This window comes from Williamsia sp. MIQD14, assembly GCF_051025635.1.
GTDB lineage: Bacteria > Actinomycetota > Actinomycetes > Mycobacteriales > Mycobacteriaceae > Williamsia_A.
The window spans coordinates 12,417-28,703 of record NZ_JBPFDG010000007.1 but is presented as its reverse complement, the minus strand read 5'-3'; the positions used below and the strand labels follow the sequence as shown (position 1 = coordinate 28,703).

General features: G+C 66.2%; 19 protein-coding genes. 9 read left to right on the top strand and 10 right to left on the bottom strand.

The window, feature by feature from the left end:
- Positions 1 to 123 precede the first annotated feature (123 nt).
- The 8 genes from ACQ7HM_RS21055 to ACQ7HM_RS21020 form a co-directional block, all read right to left on the bottom strand.
- On the bottom strand, positions 124 to 354 hold the full coding sequence (locus tag ACQ7HM_RS21055) for a hypothetical protein (RefSeq protein WP_434218195.1): 231 nt from the start codon (positions 352 to 354) through the stop codon (positions 124 to 126).
- 67 nt (positions 355 to 421) lie between these two features.
- On the bottom strand, positions 422 to 697 hold the full coding sequence (locus tag ACQ7HM_RS21050; protein ID WP_434218194.1) for a hypothetical protein: 276 nt from the start codon (positions 695 to 697) through the stop codon (positions 422 to 424).
- 22 nt (positions 698 to 719) lie between these two features.
- Complete coding sequence (locus tag ACQ7HM_RS21045; protein ID WP_434218193.1) at positions 720 to 1,313, bottom strand: DUF6668 family protein; 594 nt, start codon at positions 1,311 to 1,313, stop codon at positions 720 to 722.
- Entirely contained in the window at positions 1,313 to 2,257 is a 945-nt protein-coding gene (locus tag ACQ7HM_RS21040) for a hypothetical protein (RefSeq protein ID WP_434218192.1), read from the bottom strand. The genes ACQ7HM_RS21045 and ACQ7HM_RS21040 overlap by 1 nt, the downstream gene beginning before the upstream one ends.
- Positions 2,254 to 2,811: a hypothetical protein gene (locus tag ACQ7HM_RS21035; RefSeq protein ID WP_434218191.1), complete on the bottom strand. Its 558-nt coding sequence runs from the start codon at positions 2,809 to 2,811 to the stop codon at positions 2,254 to 2,256. Before ACQ7HM_RS21035 ends, ACQ7HM_RS21040 begins: the two co-directional genes overlap by 4 nt.
- A gap of 13 nt (positions 2,812 to 2,824) precedes the next feature.
- Positions 2,825 to 3,016 carry a hypothetical protein gene (locus tag ACQ7HM_RS21030; RefSeq protein WP_434218190.1) on the bottom strand — a complete coding sequence of 64 codons (192 nt, stop codon included), beginning with the start codon at positions 3,014 to 3,016 and terminating at the stop codon, positions 2,825 to 2,827.
- Positions 3,017 to 3,027: 11 nt separating this feature from the next.
- Entirely contained in the window at positions 3,028 to 4,257 is a 1,230-nt protein-coding gene (locus ACQ7HM_RS21025; RefSeq protein WP_434218189.1) for a hypothetical protein, read from the bottom strand.
- Between the two features lie 2 nt (positions 4,258 to 4,259).
- Complete coding sequence (locus ACQ7HM_RS21020; RefSeq protein ID WP_434218188.1) at positions 4,260 to 5,882, bottom strand: cutinase family protein; 1,623 nt, start codon at positions 5,880 to 5,882, stop codon at positions 4,260 to 4,262.
- A gap of 553 nt (positions 5,883 to 6,435) precedes the next feature.
- Here ACQ7HM_RS21020 and ACQ7HM_RS21015 point away from each other — a divergent pair.
- Complete coding sequence (locus ACQ7HM_RS21015) at positions 6,436 to 6,867, top strand: helix-turn-helix domain-containing protein (protein WP_434218187.1); 432 nt, start codon at positions 6,436 to 6,438, stop codon at positions 6,865 to 6,867.
- 187 nt (positions 6,868 to 7,054) lie between these two features.
- Here ACQ7HM_RS21015 and ACQ7HM_RS21010 read toward each other — a convergent pair whose 3' ends face one another.
- Positions 7,055 to 8,080 carry a GAF domain-containing protein gene (locus tag ACQ7HM_RS21010; RefSeq protein WP_434218186.1) on the bottom strand — a complete coding sequence of 342 codons (1,026 nt, stop codon included), beginning with the start codon at positions 8,078 to 8,080 and terminating at the stop codon, positions 7,055 to 7,057.
- A 79-nt stretch (positions 8,081 to 8,159) separates the two neighbouring features.
- Between ACQ7HM_RS21010 and ACQ7HM_RS21005 the strand changes: the two genes are divergently transcribed.
- The 8 genes from ACQ7HM_RS21005 to ACQ7HM_RS20970 all read left to right on the top strand — a co-directional run bounded on the left by ACQ7HM_RS21005 (position 8,160) and on the right by ACQ7HM_RS20970 (position 15,767).
- A complete protein-coding gene (locus tag ACQ7HM_RS21005) occupies positions 8,160 to 8,825 on the top strand; it encodes a class I SAM-dependent methyltransferase (protein WP_434218185.1) in 666 nt (221 codons plus the stop codon).
- A gap of 154 nt (positions 8,826 to 8,979) precedes the next feature.
- Entirely contained in the window at positions 8,980 to 9,198 is a 219-nt protein-coding gene (locus ACQ7HM_RS21000) for a hypothetical protein (protein WP_434218184.1), read from the top strand.
- Between the two features lie 181 nt (positions 9,199 to 9,379).
- Entirely contained in the window at positions 9,380 to 11,374 is a 1,995-nt protein-coding gene (locus ACQ7HM_RS20995) for a hypothetical protein (protein ID WP_434218183.1), read from the top strand.
- 523 nt (positions 11,375 to 11,897) lie between these two features.
- Entirely contained in the window at positions 11,898 to 12,359 is a 462-nt protein-coding gene (locus tag ACQ7HM_RS20990; RefSeq protein ID WP_434218182.1) for a hypothetical protein, read from the top strand.
- A gap of 226 nt (positions 12,360 to 12,585) precedes the next feature.
- Positions 12,586 to 13,344 carry a ParA family protein gene (locus ACQ7HM_RS20985; RefSeq protein WP_434218181.1) on the top strand — a complete coding sequence of 253 codons (759 nt, stop codon included), beginning with the start codon at positions 12,586 to 12,588 and terminating at the stop codon, positions 13,342 to 13,344.
- Positions 13,345 to 13,362: 18 nt separating this feature from the next.
- Positions 13,363 to 13,755, top strand: coding sequence for a hypothetical protein (locus ACQ7HM_RS20980; protein WP_434218180.1), 393 nt, complete (start codon positions 13,363 to 13,365; stop codon positions 13,753 to 13,755).
- A 97-nt stretch (positions 13,756 to 13,852) separates the two neighbouring features.
- Complete coding sequence (locus ACQ7HM_RS20975) at positions 13,853 to 14,626, top strand: DUF2637 domain-containing protein (RefSeq protein ID WP_434218179.1); 774 nt, start codon at positions 13,853 to 13,855, stop codon at positions 14,624 to 14,626.
- Between the two features lie 550 nt (positions 14,627 to 15,176).
- A complete protein-coding gene (locus ACQ7HM_RS20970) occupies positions 15,177 to 15,767 on the top strand; it encodes a TetR/AcrR family transcriptional regulator (RefSeq protein ID WP_434218178.1) in 591 nt (196 codons plus the stop codon).
- 136 nt (positions 15,768 to 15,903) lie between these two features.
- On the opposite strand, the gene ACQ7HM_RS20965 is transcribed toward ACQ7HM_RS20970, so the two are convergent.
- Positions 15,904 to 16,116, bottom strand: coding sequence for a hypothetical protein (locus ACQ7HM_RS20965; protein ID WP_434218177.1), 213 nt, complete (start codon positions 16,114 to 16,116; stop codon positions 15,904 to 15,906).
- Between the last annotated feature and the right edge of the window lie 171 nt (positions 16,117 to 16,287).

Below are 16,287 nucleotides of genomic sequence, written 5' to 3'. Positions count from 1 at the left end.
CCCAATCGAGGCCCGTCGGCGGTGCGTCGGGGGCGACCTGCACGACCGAGGATGCCGGATCGGCCGCCGGCGGGGAATCGCTGCCACACCCGGCGAGGAGCGCTGTCGCGGCCAGGAGTCCGGTCAGGACAGCAACGCCCCGGCGATCGCCCCGGCGGCCCCGACCAAGATCGTCGCCAGCAGGTTCGCGACGATGTTCTCCACTCCGTCGGCCCCATGCCCGTCCTGCTTGGCCTGATAGAACAGACCCCCGATCCAGATCAGCCGGGCCACGGCCAGCAGACACGCCAGCCAGGCGACCCACCCCAACACCTGCTCGAGTCGGGCGTAGGCCGCGTCCATTCCGTCGTTCATGTTGTGTCCCTGTCTGGTTCATGGGGTGTACCTGTTCTGTGGGTGCGGGCTGTGCGGACGCTCGTGGTTAGACGAGTGCGCCGACGAGACCGCCGGCGGTGGCGATGACGACGCAGCCGACCAGGGTCCAGGCGACTTTGGTGGCGGCGGCGTTGTCGGCGGTGCCGTGGGACTTCTCGAACCCGAACTTGGCGCCGGCGGCGACCAGGGCGACGACGGCGGCGATCATGGCCAGCCATCCGGCCCAGGAGACGACGGTGAGCAGCTTGTCGGACCCGGGAGGGGCGGTGGGGTTGACGGTGATCGAGTCAGCGATGTTGGTGATGGTGGTGCGCATGGTCATGTGAGTTCCTTTGTGGTGGTGGTTATCCGCGGTACCGGGCGGTGACCGTGGAGACGATGTCGGCGCCGACGGTGCATACCGACAGCGGTGGTCCGACAGCGAGATCGGTGGACTTCTTGTCGGGCATGGGGGTTCCGGGGAGCCAGGCGGCCAGGGCGTCGCGGCGGGCGAGGACGAGTTCGTCGATCCAGGGCAGCGTCCAGGTGTGGTCGACGTTCTCCCCGACGGTGGCGGCGTAGCGGTGGACCTCTTTGGGGATGCGGCCAGGCCGCGGTGGGGTCCAGATGATGCCGAACACGTCGACCGGTTCGGGGACGATGTCGTTGCGCAACCGGTTGGCGGCGTCGTCGACCCCGGCCATCGACAGCCGCGCCACCAGGACGCACCACTGGGTGGAGCCCCGGTTAGCGGGCCACAACTGCCCGGAATCGGCGGCGGGAGCCCACATCTTGGCCAGGGTGGTAGTGCCCACTCCCCCGGCCGCGCCGACGAGGGCGAACAGTGGCGGCAGGTTGTGTCCCGACGTCAGCTCATCGGTGCGCCACGACATGGGTTGGGCGACGGCGGCTTCGGCGTCGGGGTGGGTGTGGCTGTATGTCTCGTCGTGATCGGTCATCACGGTTGGCTCCCTTCATCGGAGACGATGGCGTCGATGGACCACGACGTCGGCGAGGACGCCGAGACGTAGAAGGTGGTGGCCGAACCTGTATCGAGGGGGTTGTCCCCGACGTGCAGGCGCAGAGTGACCAGGACCCGGGCAGCGGAGTCGGTGGTGGTGATCTGGGCGCACCACCCGTTCGTCGCTGCGGGCAGCCCGGTCACGAACGCTTGGAGCTGGTCGAGCGTTGGGGCGACCGCGGCCGGCGACATGGTGGCGCGCGCGGCGGCCGCGGAGCGGGCGTCGATGAGCCCGGACAGAAACGCTGCGACCGCACCGGTCGGTGTCTTCTGGTCCCCGCCGGTGGCCACGGTCGTCGTGTCACCGTTGATGCCGGTGGGGCACCAGCCCGCAGGCGCGGTCTTGGCAGCAGGTGCCCCGGCAGGCGGTGCGGCGTCGTCGCCGGGCAGGATCTCGACAGCGCCGACGACCACTACCGCGACGACGACGCTGAGGAACCCGGCGACGATCCCGGCGCGGCGCAGCGACCGGGTGCGCGCCTTCTTCGCCCGTCCGTCGACGACGAGCTGGTCGAGCCCATCACCAGCAGTGGGCTGCCACTGATCGGTCCAGTTGTGGTGCTCGGCAACAGGCCACTGGGCGGTGGGTGCGTCGTCACCGGGTCCATGTCCGTTGACCTCGACCGGCGCGGGCCGGTCGTCGACGGCCGAGTACGCCAGCGTCGGGGTGGCGTCGGCAGCCTCGTTGACCACGCCGGGGGTGGCGGGCGGTACGGCGGCGGCCGGGGGTGCCGGTGCGGGTGCCCACAGATCGAGGGCATCACGCCCGGCCCCGGCGACGGGGGTGTTGGTGAAGTGTTGCTTCTGTTCGACCCCGTCAGCGGGTGGTTGCGGCTTGGAGGTTGCGGGGGCGGTGACCCAGCCCCATCGGTCGTCGCTCACTGGTCGACCTCCCCGGTGACGCGCACCGATCCGGGGCCGCCGGTGACGGTCGCGCGGACCTTGTACTGCGCGGTGGTGCCGGTGGGTGGCTGGTAGTCGAGGGTGGCTAGCACTGTGCGGGCGTCGGTTTGGCGCATCCGCAGGCAGTAGGTGGTGCCGGGTGCAAACCCGGCCAGCGCGTCGGACAGGTTTGTCGAGCGGCCCATGTCTGCGCCGGGCGCGACGGCGTCGGCGGCGCGGGCGGGATCGCGAGCGGTGATGACCGACCAGTGGTAGTCGGCGACAGCGCCGATCCCGGAGTCGTGGTCACCGCGGCCGCGGGTCACGGTCTCCCCCGGTGCGGCGGTGCTTGGGTCGCAAGCAATCGGGGTGATCGCAGGGATCGACACGACCTGGGTGACCTTGTGGTCGGGGGCGAATTCGGCCAGCGACGGTGTGGAGTCGTCAGAACCGCATCCGGCCACCAGTGCCAGAGCGGTGATGGTGCCGCACACCACCAGCACGCGGCCGATGGCCGAGTGGTGGTGTGCGCTGGTGGTGTGCGACGGGGTCATGTTCGAGTCGTCCTCAGTAGTGGTGGATTCCCGGGCCCTGAATCGGCGGGATGTACTTGGTGGGCGCGGGCGGGGCGCAGCCGGGGCAGTTGGCGCTGGCTACTCCGGCGCCGCCGCCGAGCAGTCCCGCGGTGCCGAGTGACACTGCGCCCGCGATGAGCGCCGATGCGACCAGCTTCTTCCCCGAGGTGTTCCGTTGTGCCATGTGCGTTTTCCTCACTTTCGGTGTTTCGCGGCCGCCGGGGTGGTGGCCAACTGGGGGAAATCGATGCGCAGGCCGGGGATGGCTCTGCGGGCCTGGTCGGAGAAGTTCGCGACCGCGGCGTCGACGGTGTCGCGGGCGGTCTGAGCGAGAGCGCCCGCAGCCTTGAACGGTGCGTCGGCCTGCTCATGCGAGATTGCGATCGGGGCCTTGATCGGGCCGACGTTGATCTCCCCGGAGACGTCACCGGTCTTGTTGACGACGTAGTCGACCTTCCCGTTACCGGGCAGATTCGAGCGGTCGAGGTGCAGTTCGTACTGGTTGGCCTCGGGATGCGGCGGGGCGGGCTTGGACAGGATCGGAGCCTCATTCGTGGCACCACCCAACGGGGCTTTGGGGTTTCCGCCCGGGTCGCCCGCGCCGACGGCGTAGCCGATGATCCCGCCGAGCGCGGCACCACCAAGCGCACCGAGTGCCGCTCCCCCGGCACCACCGGCGATTGCCCCGACAACGGGTCCCGCTGCGAGCCCGATCAAGGCGCCCGGCCCTGCGAGTGCGGTCGCACCGGCTGCGCTACCGATGGGCGAGAGCGGTGTGCCGCCGACTGCGCCGATGATCGCGCCGGTCGCGGCACCGACCCCGGCGCCGACCGGCAGGCCGACGATGGCCCCGGCGATCGCTGCGGGGATGCCCAAGGCGACAGCGCCAGCCGCGCCGCCGGCAAGGATGCCGACGGTCGTCGAGGCTGCGGTGCGAGCGGCTTGGTCCTTGGGGAAGCCGATCGATTCGTAGTAGGTGGCGGTGCGGGCCTCGATGGTCGCGGCCTGGCCGTTGATGTTGCGAGCATCGGCATCGGAGATAACGCCCTGGGCGAAGTGCAGGTTGCCGAGCTTGATCACCCCGGGGTGACGCAACTGGTTGGGCAACACCGGGGCGACCGGAGCGACCGGACGCGGGGCACGAAGAGCCGGCGGCACCGGGTTGTAGGTCCCCGAATAGACCGGGGCCTGATAGCCGGGGCTGTTCTCGTAGACCACCGGCGCGTCATAGGTCGGAGCCGGAATGATCGACGGGCCCGGCGGGATCGGAGCCGGTGCCGGAGCGGGTGCAGAGCCGGGTGCGGATTCACCCGAAGGCGGGGCCGACCCTGGAGGCGCGGCGAGGGCTTGCCCGGCGGTGGCAGCGGTGATCGCGGCAGCGAGCACCACCCCGGCGGTCGTGCGGGTCATCCGATGTGCGGACACGGTCATTCTCCTTCTGGGTGGGTCTGCGTCGACGGGACCGCCGACGTGGTGGTGGTGGGGGTGCCGGCGACGATGTCGCCGCCGCCGGGGTTGTAGGACGAGCCGTCACCGAACGAGGCATCCGAGCCCGACGAGCTCGACGTCGTCGTGGTGGTGGTCGAGGGCATCTCCACTGACGGGGTGAACACCGACGAGGAACCCGACTCGGATTTGGTGTCGTAGTTGAGGACCCCGTCAGATCGGTACGGAGAGAACGAATGCTGACCGGCCGCATCGTGGGCCAGGGCGGCGAACCACTGCGCGATGTACATCGCCGCGCTCGGCGCTGACGCTGTCGTCGCTTTGGCGTACGAGGTGTGCGTTTGCCCGGCGTTCCAGTACGACACCAGGTTGGTGAGGTTGAACAGATCGCTGTTGGCGGTCACCTCGGTCTGCACCGCTTGGAATGCCTCGTCGGTCCAGCGCGACACCGTCGACGGCGGCACCAACTCGACGAGTGCAGCCGGGACCTTGGCTGCCAGGACGCCGAGGGCCGCAAGCGGGTTGGCCAGACCGACGGCGGCGACCTGGGCAATGGTGTCGGGGGTGAACACCGACTTCACGACCGTCTGCACCGCGTTGAAGCCAATCGTGCCGACCTTGATCAGGGCGTTGATCGAATCGTTGACATTCGGCATCGGCGAGCGGGGATCAGACGCGGCCGCGAGGCGCGTCGACAGTGGTTGCGACGGCGTGTACGACAAGTCCTCGAGGGAATCGCCCGAGACGTCCTGGTTGATGACGTCGACCCCGGTCTTGATCGCGGTCGACCCCAACGCCGTTGCCAGGGTGGCCAGAGTGCCGACCGGGTCTTTCTGGTCGAGCTTCGACGAACCGGCGATGTTGGTCACCACATGCATCAGCGGCGAGTTCGCCGGGGCATCGCACGCGAGATCGCCAGTGGCGCAGAAATCCCCGACCCGTCCGGCGAGCTGGCCGTAATCCCCGGAGATGTCGGCGGTCGGTCCGATCCCGGCACCTGCGGGTGTGGGGGCGGAGTAGGCCGGAAGCTTGGCCAGCGAGCCGGAGTCATCACCCGACGGCGACTGGGGCTTGTCCCCTCCCCCATCGAACGTCGGCGCGCCGGCCTGGCGCACCGGGTTACCCAGCAGCGCAACGCCGGCGACACGGGACGCCTCGACCGGGCCCGAACCCTGCCCGATGGCCTTGGCGACCATCGACACGACCTGCGCGCCCTGGGAGTAGCCCAGGATCCCGAACTGCGCGTTCGAACACTTCTGCGCGGTCTGCTTGATTGTGTTCGTCAGGCGCGTCGCGCCTTGGGTCACCGACTGCGAGTACGGCTCGTCGCCGCCTTTGACCGCGCCACCGAACCCCGCGTCATACGGCACCGCGACGTCGGTGGTGAGCGACCCCGCCAACGACGACAACGGGCGGGTGATCGCACCGAGCATCCCCGAGTCGAGCTTCGTCGACCCTGTCGAGCTCGTCTCCCCTGTGCCGGGAACGCCGAGGACGTACAGCGGAGCGCACGCACCACCCGATACCGGGGCAGCAGTTGCCTGCGCCCCCGACAGCGCCGCACCCGATAGCGCGAGGACCGACGCGCACGTCGCGGTCCACATCCGAAAGTGGGTCATAACCAGCCATTTCTGTGAAGGGCTGACTGGTCGACGCAGCTACAATCGAAGCTGTTCGAGACAGTCAGCGATGGACTTCCGAACACACGCCGATCGGGTGTGAGAGACGGCAAATCACCCCACCCGGTCAGCGCCAGTAGGACGCGGGGGGTCGGACGGCTATCCGACCTCCCGCTGCTGCGGGCGGCCGGCTGCGTGGTCCCTGATAGGGGTCGCCTGCGCATAACGCGTAGCTCCTTGGTGCGTTGAACCGCACTCGCACCGCCTACGCTGGAGACGTCGACGGGCCAGTTGCTGGTCTGTTGGCAATCCGCCGGTTCGGGTGCGCTCAGGACGCCAATCTCAAAACGCGCCCGAACCGGTCTTAACTTTTTGGCCCTATCGGCCCACCTCATTGCCCTCTTTAGCCGGAAGCTAAGTTGGCTTTGTCCGTACTATTTCAACATACTAATTCAACGTGCTGGCTCGATGATAGGACAGGTGAGGCACAGTGTCTAGACATGAGCACCGGGGCGGGTCGACTGTGAGTCGACGCGTCATGCGCGGCTTTGTTCCCGAACGCCTGCGCGCCGCACGTGAGAATGCGGGACTCACTCAGGGCGATCTCGCGCGGATGGCGGACGTGGGTCGAACCACCGTCTACCAGTGGGAAAACGGCACCGCTACGCCTCAGGTCGACATCCTGGCCCGCGTGATCAGGACTCTCGACATCGCCATGACGGAGGTCGTTGTTATTGCAGACGACGAGCTGTTCCCGGGTGATCTCCGCGTGCGACGTGGCCTGACTCAGCCGCAGCTCGGCAAGGCCGCCGGCCTCAGTACGGGGCTCATCAGCGCAATCGAGCACGGAGAGGTGCAACTGGCAGCCGCGACGGCGGACGCCCTGGCTGCGGCTCTGAACGTCTCGACAGACACCCTCATAGCCGCGCATGCGCGTGTGCGACAGCGTCCGGCAGGAAGCGCCGTATAGGCGCGGCGCAAGTCGGGGTCGCGGTCGTGGACCGCGAGAGTGCTGTGAAGTCATGATCGCTGGGTCACTTTGCATCTCAGCGCGTACCGAAGGTACGAGCGTGAAAGGTGAGCAGCCCCAGCGCGGCGATGATCTACAACCGGTGGAATCTCGTCGGACCGGACAAGCCAGACCCGCGAGGCGTTTCTTACTCTAGCTCATCGATATCGGGCGTGTCATCCGGGATACGGAGGAAACGGACGACAGCCCAGTTGTCAATGTTCGGCCGGGCCCTCACGCGATAGGTCTCCCACTCGCCGTCAACGCCGAGGAGCCGAAGGACACCTTCCCCGTTCCCGGTCTCCAGCGCGGCCTCTATCCGGCGGGGCACCTCGGCGTCTTGAGGGTGCACGGTCACGCGGCCGGTGTAATTGTCGACGTGCACCGTGAGTTCACTGCTAAGGGGTTTGACCAGGGAAATCGGCTTGCGCAGCATCAGCATTGTCCACCCCGGAGCCTCGTGGGCGAGTTCAACCAGGGCCTCGGTCTCGAGCGACCGTTGGGGAGGTAGGAACTCGCTGACCTCCCACGAGAATCCCAGCCAGTGATGGCTGCCGTCGTCCCCTCGGACTACCTCCATGGCCGATCGCATCTCCGCGATGTCGCCGCCAACCGGGCCGCGCTCTACGGCCATCCCGGTCAGTAGCCGCTCGCCGTCGACCTTTCTGGAGATGACCCGTTCCGCCTCGGGCATCTGCTGCATGGCGCGGATGAGTCCCGTCAGTTCCGACATCGGGTATCGCTGTCCGACGACCCAATCGGAGCGGCCATACATCTCCGGCACTCCGGGTCCGAAGATCGAAATGCGCTGTGGCTCCAGTTCCCACTCCCATGCGCCAGCGACGAGCGGTGACTCCCCTGCTGGCTCGGGCGTCGTCCCAATCCACAGTAGGACTGCGTGCGCAGCGCCGCTGGCTGCTAGTACCGGAGTCGCTATGCCCCACCACTTTCGGCCGCGATCGTCGATCGGGTCCTTGCGGCGGACCGGTTCACGACTCGCGATGGCCTCGCAGACGAGATTGTTGAAGGGTTTGGCCAGGTGATTCGGCATGAAGCTCTTAAGCTGTCGAAAGTTCTCCTGGTGTGCCGGGTCGTGGCCCCGGGCAACCACACCGGACACGCCACCTCGGAACGTGGCAATCAAGTACCACTGGCTGTCGTTCGTGACCTGCACGCCTGATCTCCGTTGATCGATCCCCCGAACGTACGACTGTACTGCCGGCGGCGAAGCGGCCGACACTACCGTAGGGCCGGTGAACACTGAGCCCGCCCATCTGCCGCCCAGCGCCGCCGCCTACACACGTCTCGCCTTGCCGCTCTATGACGCATGGGTGCTGCGTATTTCGACGCCACTGGCGTGGGGTTGCTCTTTGAACGCGCTGCGCGGGCTGTACGCCGAGAACCGGTCAAGTGATCACGTTGAGGTGGGAGTGGGAACCGGGTTCTTCCTCAATACGCGGGCGCCTACCGCCGCCAAGCGGGCGCTCACGTTGGTCGACATGAGTCCGTCAGCGCTTGAATACACCGCGGCTCGCTTGCGCACCCAGGAGCCGGTCCGCCACGAGGGTGACGTACTGAATCGAGACACACTGCCCCGCCGCCAATTCGACTCCGTTGGTGCGAATTTCCTGCTGCACTGCTTACCGGGACCTATGTCCTCCAAAGCTGCCGCCGTGGAGAACCTTGCGGCACTGACGGCCCACGACGGCACGACATTTGGGGCTACGGTGCTCAACTCTGGGCACTGGCCACTGGGCAAGCTCCTGATGCGCCTCTACAACCAAACCGGTGTCTTTGGGAACAGTAACGACACCGAAATGGAGCTACGGCAACTGCTGGAGGCCAGCTTCCAAGACGTGGAGGTGGAGCGACGCGGTTCCGTGGCGATATTTCGAGCGTCCCGGCCCGTCCGTTCGTGAGCCGTGCCAGGCCCAGACATCGTGGGCGCCGTCTGAAACTGCGTCAGTTTTCCGGCCGAGCCCCGGCGCGTCGCAAACGGATTCTGCATCAGCTTGGTGCACGATAGCGGTGGCGTCCTGAGGATCACGGTTCCTCAAGAGAAAGGTTCGACACATGGCTCAACGGAGTAAGGGCAAACGGGTGCAGGTCACCACGCGCGTCCCCGAAGGTCTGTGTCTCGCCGACGCTGCGGCCGAGGCCGGATACGGCAACAACCTGAGTCAGTACGTTGCCGACGTCCTGTGCCAGGTCCATGGCAAGACGGGCCTGATCATTGGGCCGAAAAACCGCGCAGACGCCCAGGAGATGCTGCCGTTGCAGATGACGGCGTAACAGGCAAGGCCGCAGAAAACTTCATACAAAGCGAAAAGCCCCCCCGGTTGGCGCCGAAGGGACTTTTCAAAGTTTGGGTGGCGAGTTGGCGCTCGCCCTCCATGATCGCGAAGGGACTGTCTTGCGTGACAGGTCTCAGGGTAGCGCGCACCCTCGTGGCGCTGCAATCCCTGAACAGCGCGTGTTGGATCACGAATCCAACACGGCACGGGTCAGCCGGTGGTTCGAGACGTACCACCTCCTGGTGGGTGTCTCGTGCCCCGATCCGGCGTACGCACTTGAGCCGGCACCGACTGGCTGCAACGAGGGCACCCGAGTTGCCACGGGCAATGATCCGGCTGTTCTGATCGCCGAGGCCGAGACCGCAGGCGCTGGGCGATCCGCCCTCGCAGTAGTCTCGCCGATCCGCCCCGAGCTACTGCTGGTCGACCTCGACCTCTGCGCCAACGAGGTGCTCTCGGCAGTCATCACCGCAGCTACAGCCACCGGCGCGGTCCTGGCGTACGTTGCCGCCTCTGGCTCACCCAACTCACTGCATGTGGCGTTCGCGGTCACTCCGTCTGGTCGACTACTCGCGGCCGCCGCGGTCGAGGCGGTGCGGCGTGCACAGCGGATGAGCGCGAAAGCCGTCGACATTCCCACACCACGGCGATACGTGCGGCTCCCCGGTTCAGCATCACTCAAAGGGGCCGGGGTGTGCTGGCCGGTGACTGTCGAGGGCAACCGCTTGACTGCGATAGCCACGGCCGAACGCCTGCGCGCTGCACTGGCCACGGTCGAAGACGAATGGTCCGCGCACGACGTCGCAGCCCACTACGTGCCGGACACAGCCAGCACCCCTCAAGCCGCGGCCAACACGAACAGCACCACCGCTCCCCCACTGGACGCCGACGACGGACAGGTCGACGCGATGCGTCTGTCGGCGACCGATGTCGAAGCGCCCTACGCGTGGAAGCCACGTCGCTCCCTCACCGATGATGAGGCCAAACTTCTCAACAGCAGTGTCGCAGTGGGTAAACGGTCCGATGTGGCGACAGAAGCCGCCAGGGTGCTTATCGGAGCCCTCAACATCCGCAGCTGGCGCACCGCGAAGTACTACTACGACCGCTACCCGGTTTTCGCCAAGTTCAGGGAGCGTGATCAGGAGGATCGCGCCAAAGGTCGCCACCACTCGGCCGAGAACCCGTCCCTGAGCTTCACTCACTGGTCCAGCGTCATCGGCCCGTTCCGAAACCACCGCGCAGACGTGGCTGATGAGGACCAGGCCGTGATCGACTCAGCCCTCCTCGAGGTCGCCTGCTGGGACGACGCCGACCTCGTGGCTGCCGCCGTAGCGGTCATCCATCACCGCTACTCCGACGGCCACGGCATCGCTGACCGCCCCATCTCCACCCGCTGCCTCGCAGCCTGGCTCAACGTGGACCACACCACCGCCGGCCGTCGTATCAAAGGACTGATCGAGCGAGGGCTACTCGAGCTGGTGATCCCACACAACAGGTACACCGCGCGACAAGAAGCACACCGCTACCGCCTCCGCCGTCCGTCTCGCAATTACCGCACGGATCTGCGCCATGAACTCACAAGCCCCCGCTCCCTAACCCACCCCCTCTGGGGGGATCTCAGTCAGAAATGTCGTCACGCTTGGGAGAAGCTCTCTGCTACTGGCCTTTCAACTTCGCAGGTCGCGGCGTTGATCGGACAACCCCACGGCACCGCATCTCACGGAACGAAGAAGCTCCTCGATGCCCTGACGAGGGCTGGACTGGCAACACAGCACGGAAGGGGCCGAGGGACGACCTGGACGCTGGGGTCTGCGACCCTCGACGAAGCCGCTGAACGATTCGGAACTGTTGCACGACACAGGTTGCTGCTGGCAACTATCAACGTTGAACGGGAGGCTTGGCACACCACGAATCCCCGGACCAGGACCGCGGCGCGTACGCGACTCGCCTACCTGCATAAACGACAGCACGCGAGCGCTCAGATCCCTTCTCAGGGACAACTCGTGCTATTCGGTTCACGCTCGTTCGCTGACGACTACTCGCATGACTACTCGGGCGACGGACCAGTCCATCTTGGCTACAGCAGGCGATCTGGGCCACCAGAATCGAACGCCCACCAAGAGGGTCGCGGCCCAGGCCGACGGCGACGTGCCGGGCCGTCGGACGCGGAGTGAGACACTTTGCCGGTGAAAATGGGGGAATTGCTCGGCGAGCACATCGAGTCGTATTCGACGGACGTGAAGTCGCTGTCTAGGCGACTCAGATGGCCCGTATCCGACACAGAACGGCTGCTGGCCAGTGGGTTCGACGATCTCCCGCCCCGCCCCACACTCGAACACCTGGCCATAGCCCTGTTGACGGACTACGAAGTAGTCCTCGGCGCCGCACTCAGAGACCTGGGCTACATCACACACCTAGTTCGTCTGTCGGGGCCAGTCGCTTCATTCGGAGTTGATTACTACCCCCAGGATCCGGATAGCGCTTCAAGCAGCACAACGTGTCCGTCACGACGGTTTGCGAGTAAGCACGCAATGACGGTGCTCCACCAACATGGCGTCGAGGGCGAACCAGCCCTGGATGTCATCCATGAAGCACTCCGGACACTGGACCAGCCTGCCTTGACCCCAGCGGGCGATGCGCTAGTGATCAGGGCTCTACCACCCCATCTCACCGCCGACCACTGAGAGAGCAATAACCATGGCCGACCTAACCCCGCCGACGAAATCTGAAACGGTAGATCAGACCACCGACCTATATTTCGTACGCCTCGACTTCCCAGTGGCACCAGATAGGCCCGACACGATTGTCGAGACCTACAGCACGAACTCGGCGTCAGACGTGGTGCCGACGGCCGAAACCGTGCTGGCCGAGCACGCACATGTCCTTGTCGACGTGGCGAGCATCCAACTACGCGTGTGGCAGCGACTCGACTCCCCAACCCCAGCTCTAGTTTTCGACACCAACGCCGTGCCCCCGCTCGCCATCCAGGCCTTGGTGGAATTCATAGCGAGCAGCAACCCCACTCCCCTGCCCGAGGTCGACCACGCGGTCGCTGCCGTGCGCCAGCAGGCTGGTGGCCCCTTCGACACCGACCACGCGCTGATCGTTGCGTTGAACACTGGCGCCCGGGCGAACGAGCAGAAACCACACACCAACTAGGTCGCGGCTCGTTCAAAACCCAGTTCCATCGCAGCGGCCCGACAAACGGCCAGCTCATCCCGGGTTCCATATCGTCCACCGCCCGTAATCGAGGGATTGTCTGTAAATACAGTATTGTCATGCATGACACCGTTGACTAGCATTACAAGGACGACAGGCCCGACTGTGTTGTCCTGCTGGACACGCCGGACAACATATTGACCAATTACGAAAGGGTGGCGGCCAGATGGCGGTCCTAGCGTTCTGCAATCAAAAGGGTGGTTCAACCAAGACCGCGACGACCATCGGCCTCGCTGCGGCTCTCTCCGAGGCGGGAGTCCGAGCCCTACTCATCGACCTTGACCCGCAAGCCAATCTGACGACCGGACTCGGGGTCGATCCCGAGGAGGCCGCACTGGGCGCCAACGACGTCCTGGCGGAGGCTGCCAGCATTGACGAGGCGGTTGTCGCGGCTGCGTCGAGCTGGCGGGGGATCGATGTTCTCGCCGGCGGCGAATCGCTCGCGAACCGCGAGTCAGATGCGGCGATGGATATTCACTACAGACTGCGCAACGCCCTGGCGCGATCATCGACCACGTGGGATCACATTCTGATCGACACGTCACCGTTCGTAGGCCGCCTCATGGCAAACGGCCTCACTGCGTCCGATCAAGTCATCATCCCGACCGACGCCAGCTCCGACGGCGCGCGCGGGGTGGATGCGATCACCAAGTCAGTGGAACTCGCCCGGCGCAGCTTCAACGAGCGGCTGCAAACCGCAGCGATCGTTATCGGTCGACGCGAGCGCAACGGCGAACAGGACTTTCGTGAGAACGAGCTGCGCGCCAAGTACGGATCGCTGGTGGCGAAGACGGTCATTCCGAAGCGCGCAGCGGTCGGCGACGCGCATGGACTGTCGACGCCGATCTACTCCATGAAGGGCCAGGGGGCACTCGCGGTCGCGAGTGCCTACCGGGACCTCGCCCGTGAACTTCACCTGATCTGACCTGAAAGGACTTGCCCGATGGCACTCGAACGCAAAACGGTCACCAAGCCAGCCGAGCCACATCCCTTCGAGTCGTTCGCCGGCGCCGACGCCGCCAACGGACGCGGTGGGGAGCAAGCGGAACCGATGCCCGTGACCACCGCGGTCACTAAGCCGGAGCGACCCACCAAGTCACCGGGACGGCCTGGGGGCGAGTCGCGACGAGGCCGGGGGAGTGGTCCGGCCACAGCGCCCGAGCAGCCGGTAGACCCGTTAGTCACTCGGACCTACCGGATACCCGAGTCGTACGACGCGAGGCTCCAACGTGGCTCGCTCAAGACTGGAATGCAACGCGGGTACTCGGTGAACAAGTCAGACCTCGTGCGCGAGGCCATCGACGAGTACATGAAGAACCACGACCTCGACGACTAGCAGCGGTTGCGCGTGTACATACGCGCAATACATGCAATACACATGCGGTCCTGGAGGCGTTGGAGCGCCGCCAGGACCTCGACCACAGATTGGACCTGTGACCGTGATCGAAAATAATAAGCCTCCCGCTGTCCGCCGTCTGGCGATCGTCGTCGCGATCGTGGTGGCCATCGGACTGGCGGCATCCGCCTTCATCTTGTCGTTCGCCGCTCTTTGGGATGTCTCCGACCGGGTGTGGCCCCGCAACATCGCCGCACTCGGCCCAATAGTCGTTGACGGAACGATCGTCTTGGCGACGATCTCTCTGGTCGCCCTCGCCGACAGCCCGATCAAACGCGAGCGAAGCTTCTTCTGGGGTCTACTCACCCTGGCCGCGGCGACCAGCGTCGGCGGCAACGCGCTCCACGCCGTGTTGCCTTCTGGCCAGCTCCACCCACTGCTGGCAGCCCTCATCGCAACGATCCCTCCCGCCTTTCTCCTGTTGAGCACCCATGGCCTCGTGATCTTGATCCGCCCACGCCACAACATCGGCGGAGCATTCGCGGAGGCGCCCGGTGCCTCGGTCGCACCGGCGGTCGCCCCGGAGCCTGTGGACACAGTGGGGGAAGGCGACGTCGCTGACAGGCCCGTAACGCCCGCGGAGTACGTCCGTGCCGCCGAAGCGCTACGGCTTCGCCACGAGTTGCGCACCGATGTCAGCAAGATCGCGTACATCCTGTCCCACAGTGCGGCTCACCCTGACGCGTCGAGACGGGAGGTCGCGGCCGCCGCGAATGTCACCCACAACACCGTCGACCGCATCCTGAAACTTGCCGGCGAGGCACCGATCGCCACCGTCGATCAACCACTCGAGCCGGTTGGGGCTCGCTGACGTGATGGCCGCAGACTCCGCGTTGCATCGAACATCCGTTCGAGCTATTTTCGGGGTGCGAGGTTGGGGTGCCGCGGGAAGGGCGTCTCCCCGACCTCGCGACACTCAACGGTCTCTGTCGCGGAAGTCAGGAACGTTCCCCGTGACACCCGACCCCAATCCGCGCTTGCAGCTGTTCCAGGCCCGTGTTCGCCGGAACGGTCCAGGGCAGTGGGCTGAGTCGGCGCCACAGAAATGTTCGCAGGGCCACGATCTCACGCGCCCGCGGGCGATGCTGGTCGGCTGGGACACCCACATCGATCCGCCGCACCGCATCTGGATCTGCCGCATGTGCGACGAAGTCATTCATAACCTCGCGCCCACCCAGCAGCACGAAGCGATGCGCCCCGTCCGGTTGGATCACTGCGGCCCGCACCAGCCGCCCGACGGCCACGCGAGCAACAGGGCGGGGGAGTAGGCCATGCCACGCAGTAGCCGCTCGACGCCGGTACGGCGTGCGCAGCACTCGACCACAGGCGCACGGCGCGCCCAAAGTAGAAAGACCCAACCAGTGCCCTCCAAGCAGCTAGTTCGACGTGGTCGCGGCCGACACGAACTCATCGCATCGACAGTGCGCCTGATCGCCTCACGCGGTTTGCACGCAACCACACTGCGCGATATCGCTGCCGGAGCAGGGTTGTCGTTGGGGTCGACGACCTATCACTTCCCCGACCGCGACGCGCTCATGCTCGGTGCGTTCGAGGCGCACGTCACCGACACCGAAGGTGTCGTCGATGACGCGCTCGCGGACGGGAGCGAGCCGCGCGATGTCCGAACCGATGGGGGAGTGCGTTCGGCGCTCGGCGCGCTCCTGGCCGACCGGAATCAGGTGCTCATTCGCCACGAGCTCAGGTTAGAAGCCACCCGAGACCCCCGGTGTCGGGAGCTGTACGCTCGCAGCCGCGACGCAGTCGGTCGCATCGTCGCCGGGGCTCTGCGCGCCGGTCACCAGCCAGCCGACACCACAGCGGTCAGCGTGCTGGCCGCGGCGCTCGAGGAAGCGGCCATTGAAGCCGCTGTGGTCCACGCTGAGGCCGCCGCGTTCACCGCTGCAATGACCGCTCACCTCGACCGGCAGTTTGCCGCACAATCGTCTGCCTGATCAGCGTGCAGATGGTGGGGGAGTGTTGCCCACCGGTGATGTACTGCCGACACCGGGGCTGGTGGACGGCTTCCGGCTACCGCCGGGCCTGCACCCGACCACAACCCCGCGCCAGCCCACACCCGTGGACAACAGCTCAGGTGCCGGCGAGCGGTTCGACTGCGGCGTCCATCGCGTCGGCATACCGCTGAGCCTCAGACGCTTCGGCGGCAGTGAACGCTTGCACCGCAGACGGATTGCCCGGCGGTCGAACAATCAACGTCAACTCTGCGATGGCAGCGCGGGCGCGTTTCGGGCGCTGCGAGTTGGTAATCGATCCTGATGTGGTGGTGTCGACAGGATCAGTCATGACCCTCACGGTAGGCGCGCTGTCCGACATCGGAAGCGGGGAGTGAGTAGCGCGACCGGCGAGGGAACGAGCCAAACCGGCCGCGCTACCCCCCGACGACCGACGGGCACAGCGCAAAACGTGGGGTGCATGAGCCCGTCGGCTCCTTAGCAAGAGTAATGCTCGTTGTGG

What these genes read in the sequence shown, in the direction of transcription:
- ACQ7HM_RS21055 (WP_434218195.1), bottom strand. Translation starts at nt 354, where the DNA reads ATGAACGACGGAATGGACGCGGCCTACGCCCGACTCGAGCAGGTGTTG.
- ACQ7HM_RS21050 (WP_434218194.1), bottom strand. Translation starts at nt 697, where the DNA reads ATGACCATGCGCACCACCATCACCAACATCGCTGACTCGATCACCGTC.
- ACQ7HM_RS21045 (WP_434218193.1), bottom strand. Translation starts at nt 1,313, where the DNA reads ATGACCGATCACGACGAGACATACAGCCACACCCACCCCGACGCCGAA.
- ACQ7HM_RS21035 (WP_434218191.1), bottom strand. Translation starts at nt 2,811, where the DNA reads ATGACCCCGTCGCACACCACCAGCGCACACCACCACTCGGCCATCGGC.
- ACQ7HM_RS21030 (WP_434218190.1), bottom strand. Translation starts at nt 3,016, where the DNA reads ATGGCACAACGGAACACCTCGGGGAAGAAGCTGGTCGCATCGGCGCTC.
- ACQ7HM_RS21020 (WP_434218188.1), bottom strand. Translation starts at nt 5,882, where the DNA reads ATGTGGACCGCGACGTGCGCGTCGGTCCTCGCGCTATCGGGTGCGGCG.
- ACQ7HM_RS21015 (WP_434218187.1), top strand. Translation starts at nt 6,436, where the DNA reads ATGCGCGGCTTTGTTCCCGAACGCCTGCGCGCCGCACGTGAGAATGCG.
- ACQ7HM_RS21000 (WP_434218184.1), top strand. Translation starts at nt 8,980, where the DNA reads ATGGCTCAACGGAGTAAGGGCAAACGGGTGCAGGTCACCACGCGCGTC.
- ACQ7HM_RS20990 (WP_434218182.1), top strand. Translation starts at nt 11,898, where the DNA reads ATGGCCGACCTAACCCCGCCGACGAAATCTGAAACGGTAGATCAGACC.
- ACQ7HM_RS20985 (WP_434218181.1), top strand. Translation starts at nt 12,586, where the DNA reads ATGGCGGTCCTAGCGTTCTGCAATCAAAAGGGTGGTTCAACCAAGACC.
- ACQ7HM_RS20980 (WP_434218180.1), top strand. Translation starts at nt 13,363, where the DNA reads ATGGCACTCGAACGCAAAACGGTCACCAAGCCAGCCGAGCCACATCCC.
- ACQ7HM_RS20965 (WP_434218177.1), bottom strand. Translation starts at nt 16,116, where the DNA reads ATGACTGATCCTGTCGACACCACCACATCAGGATCGATTACCAACTCG.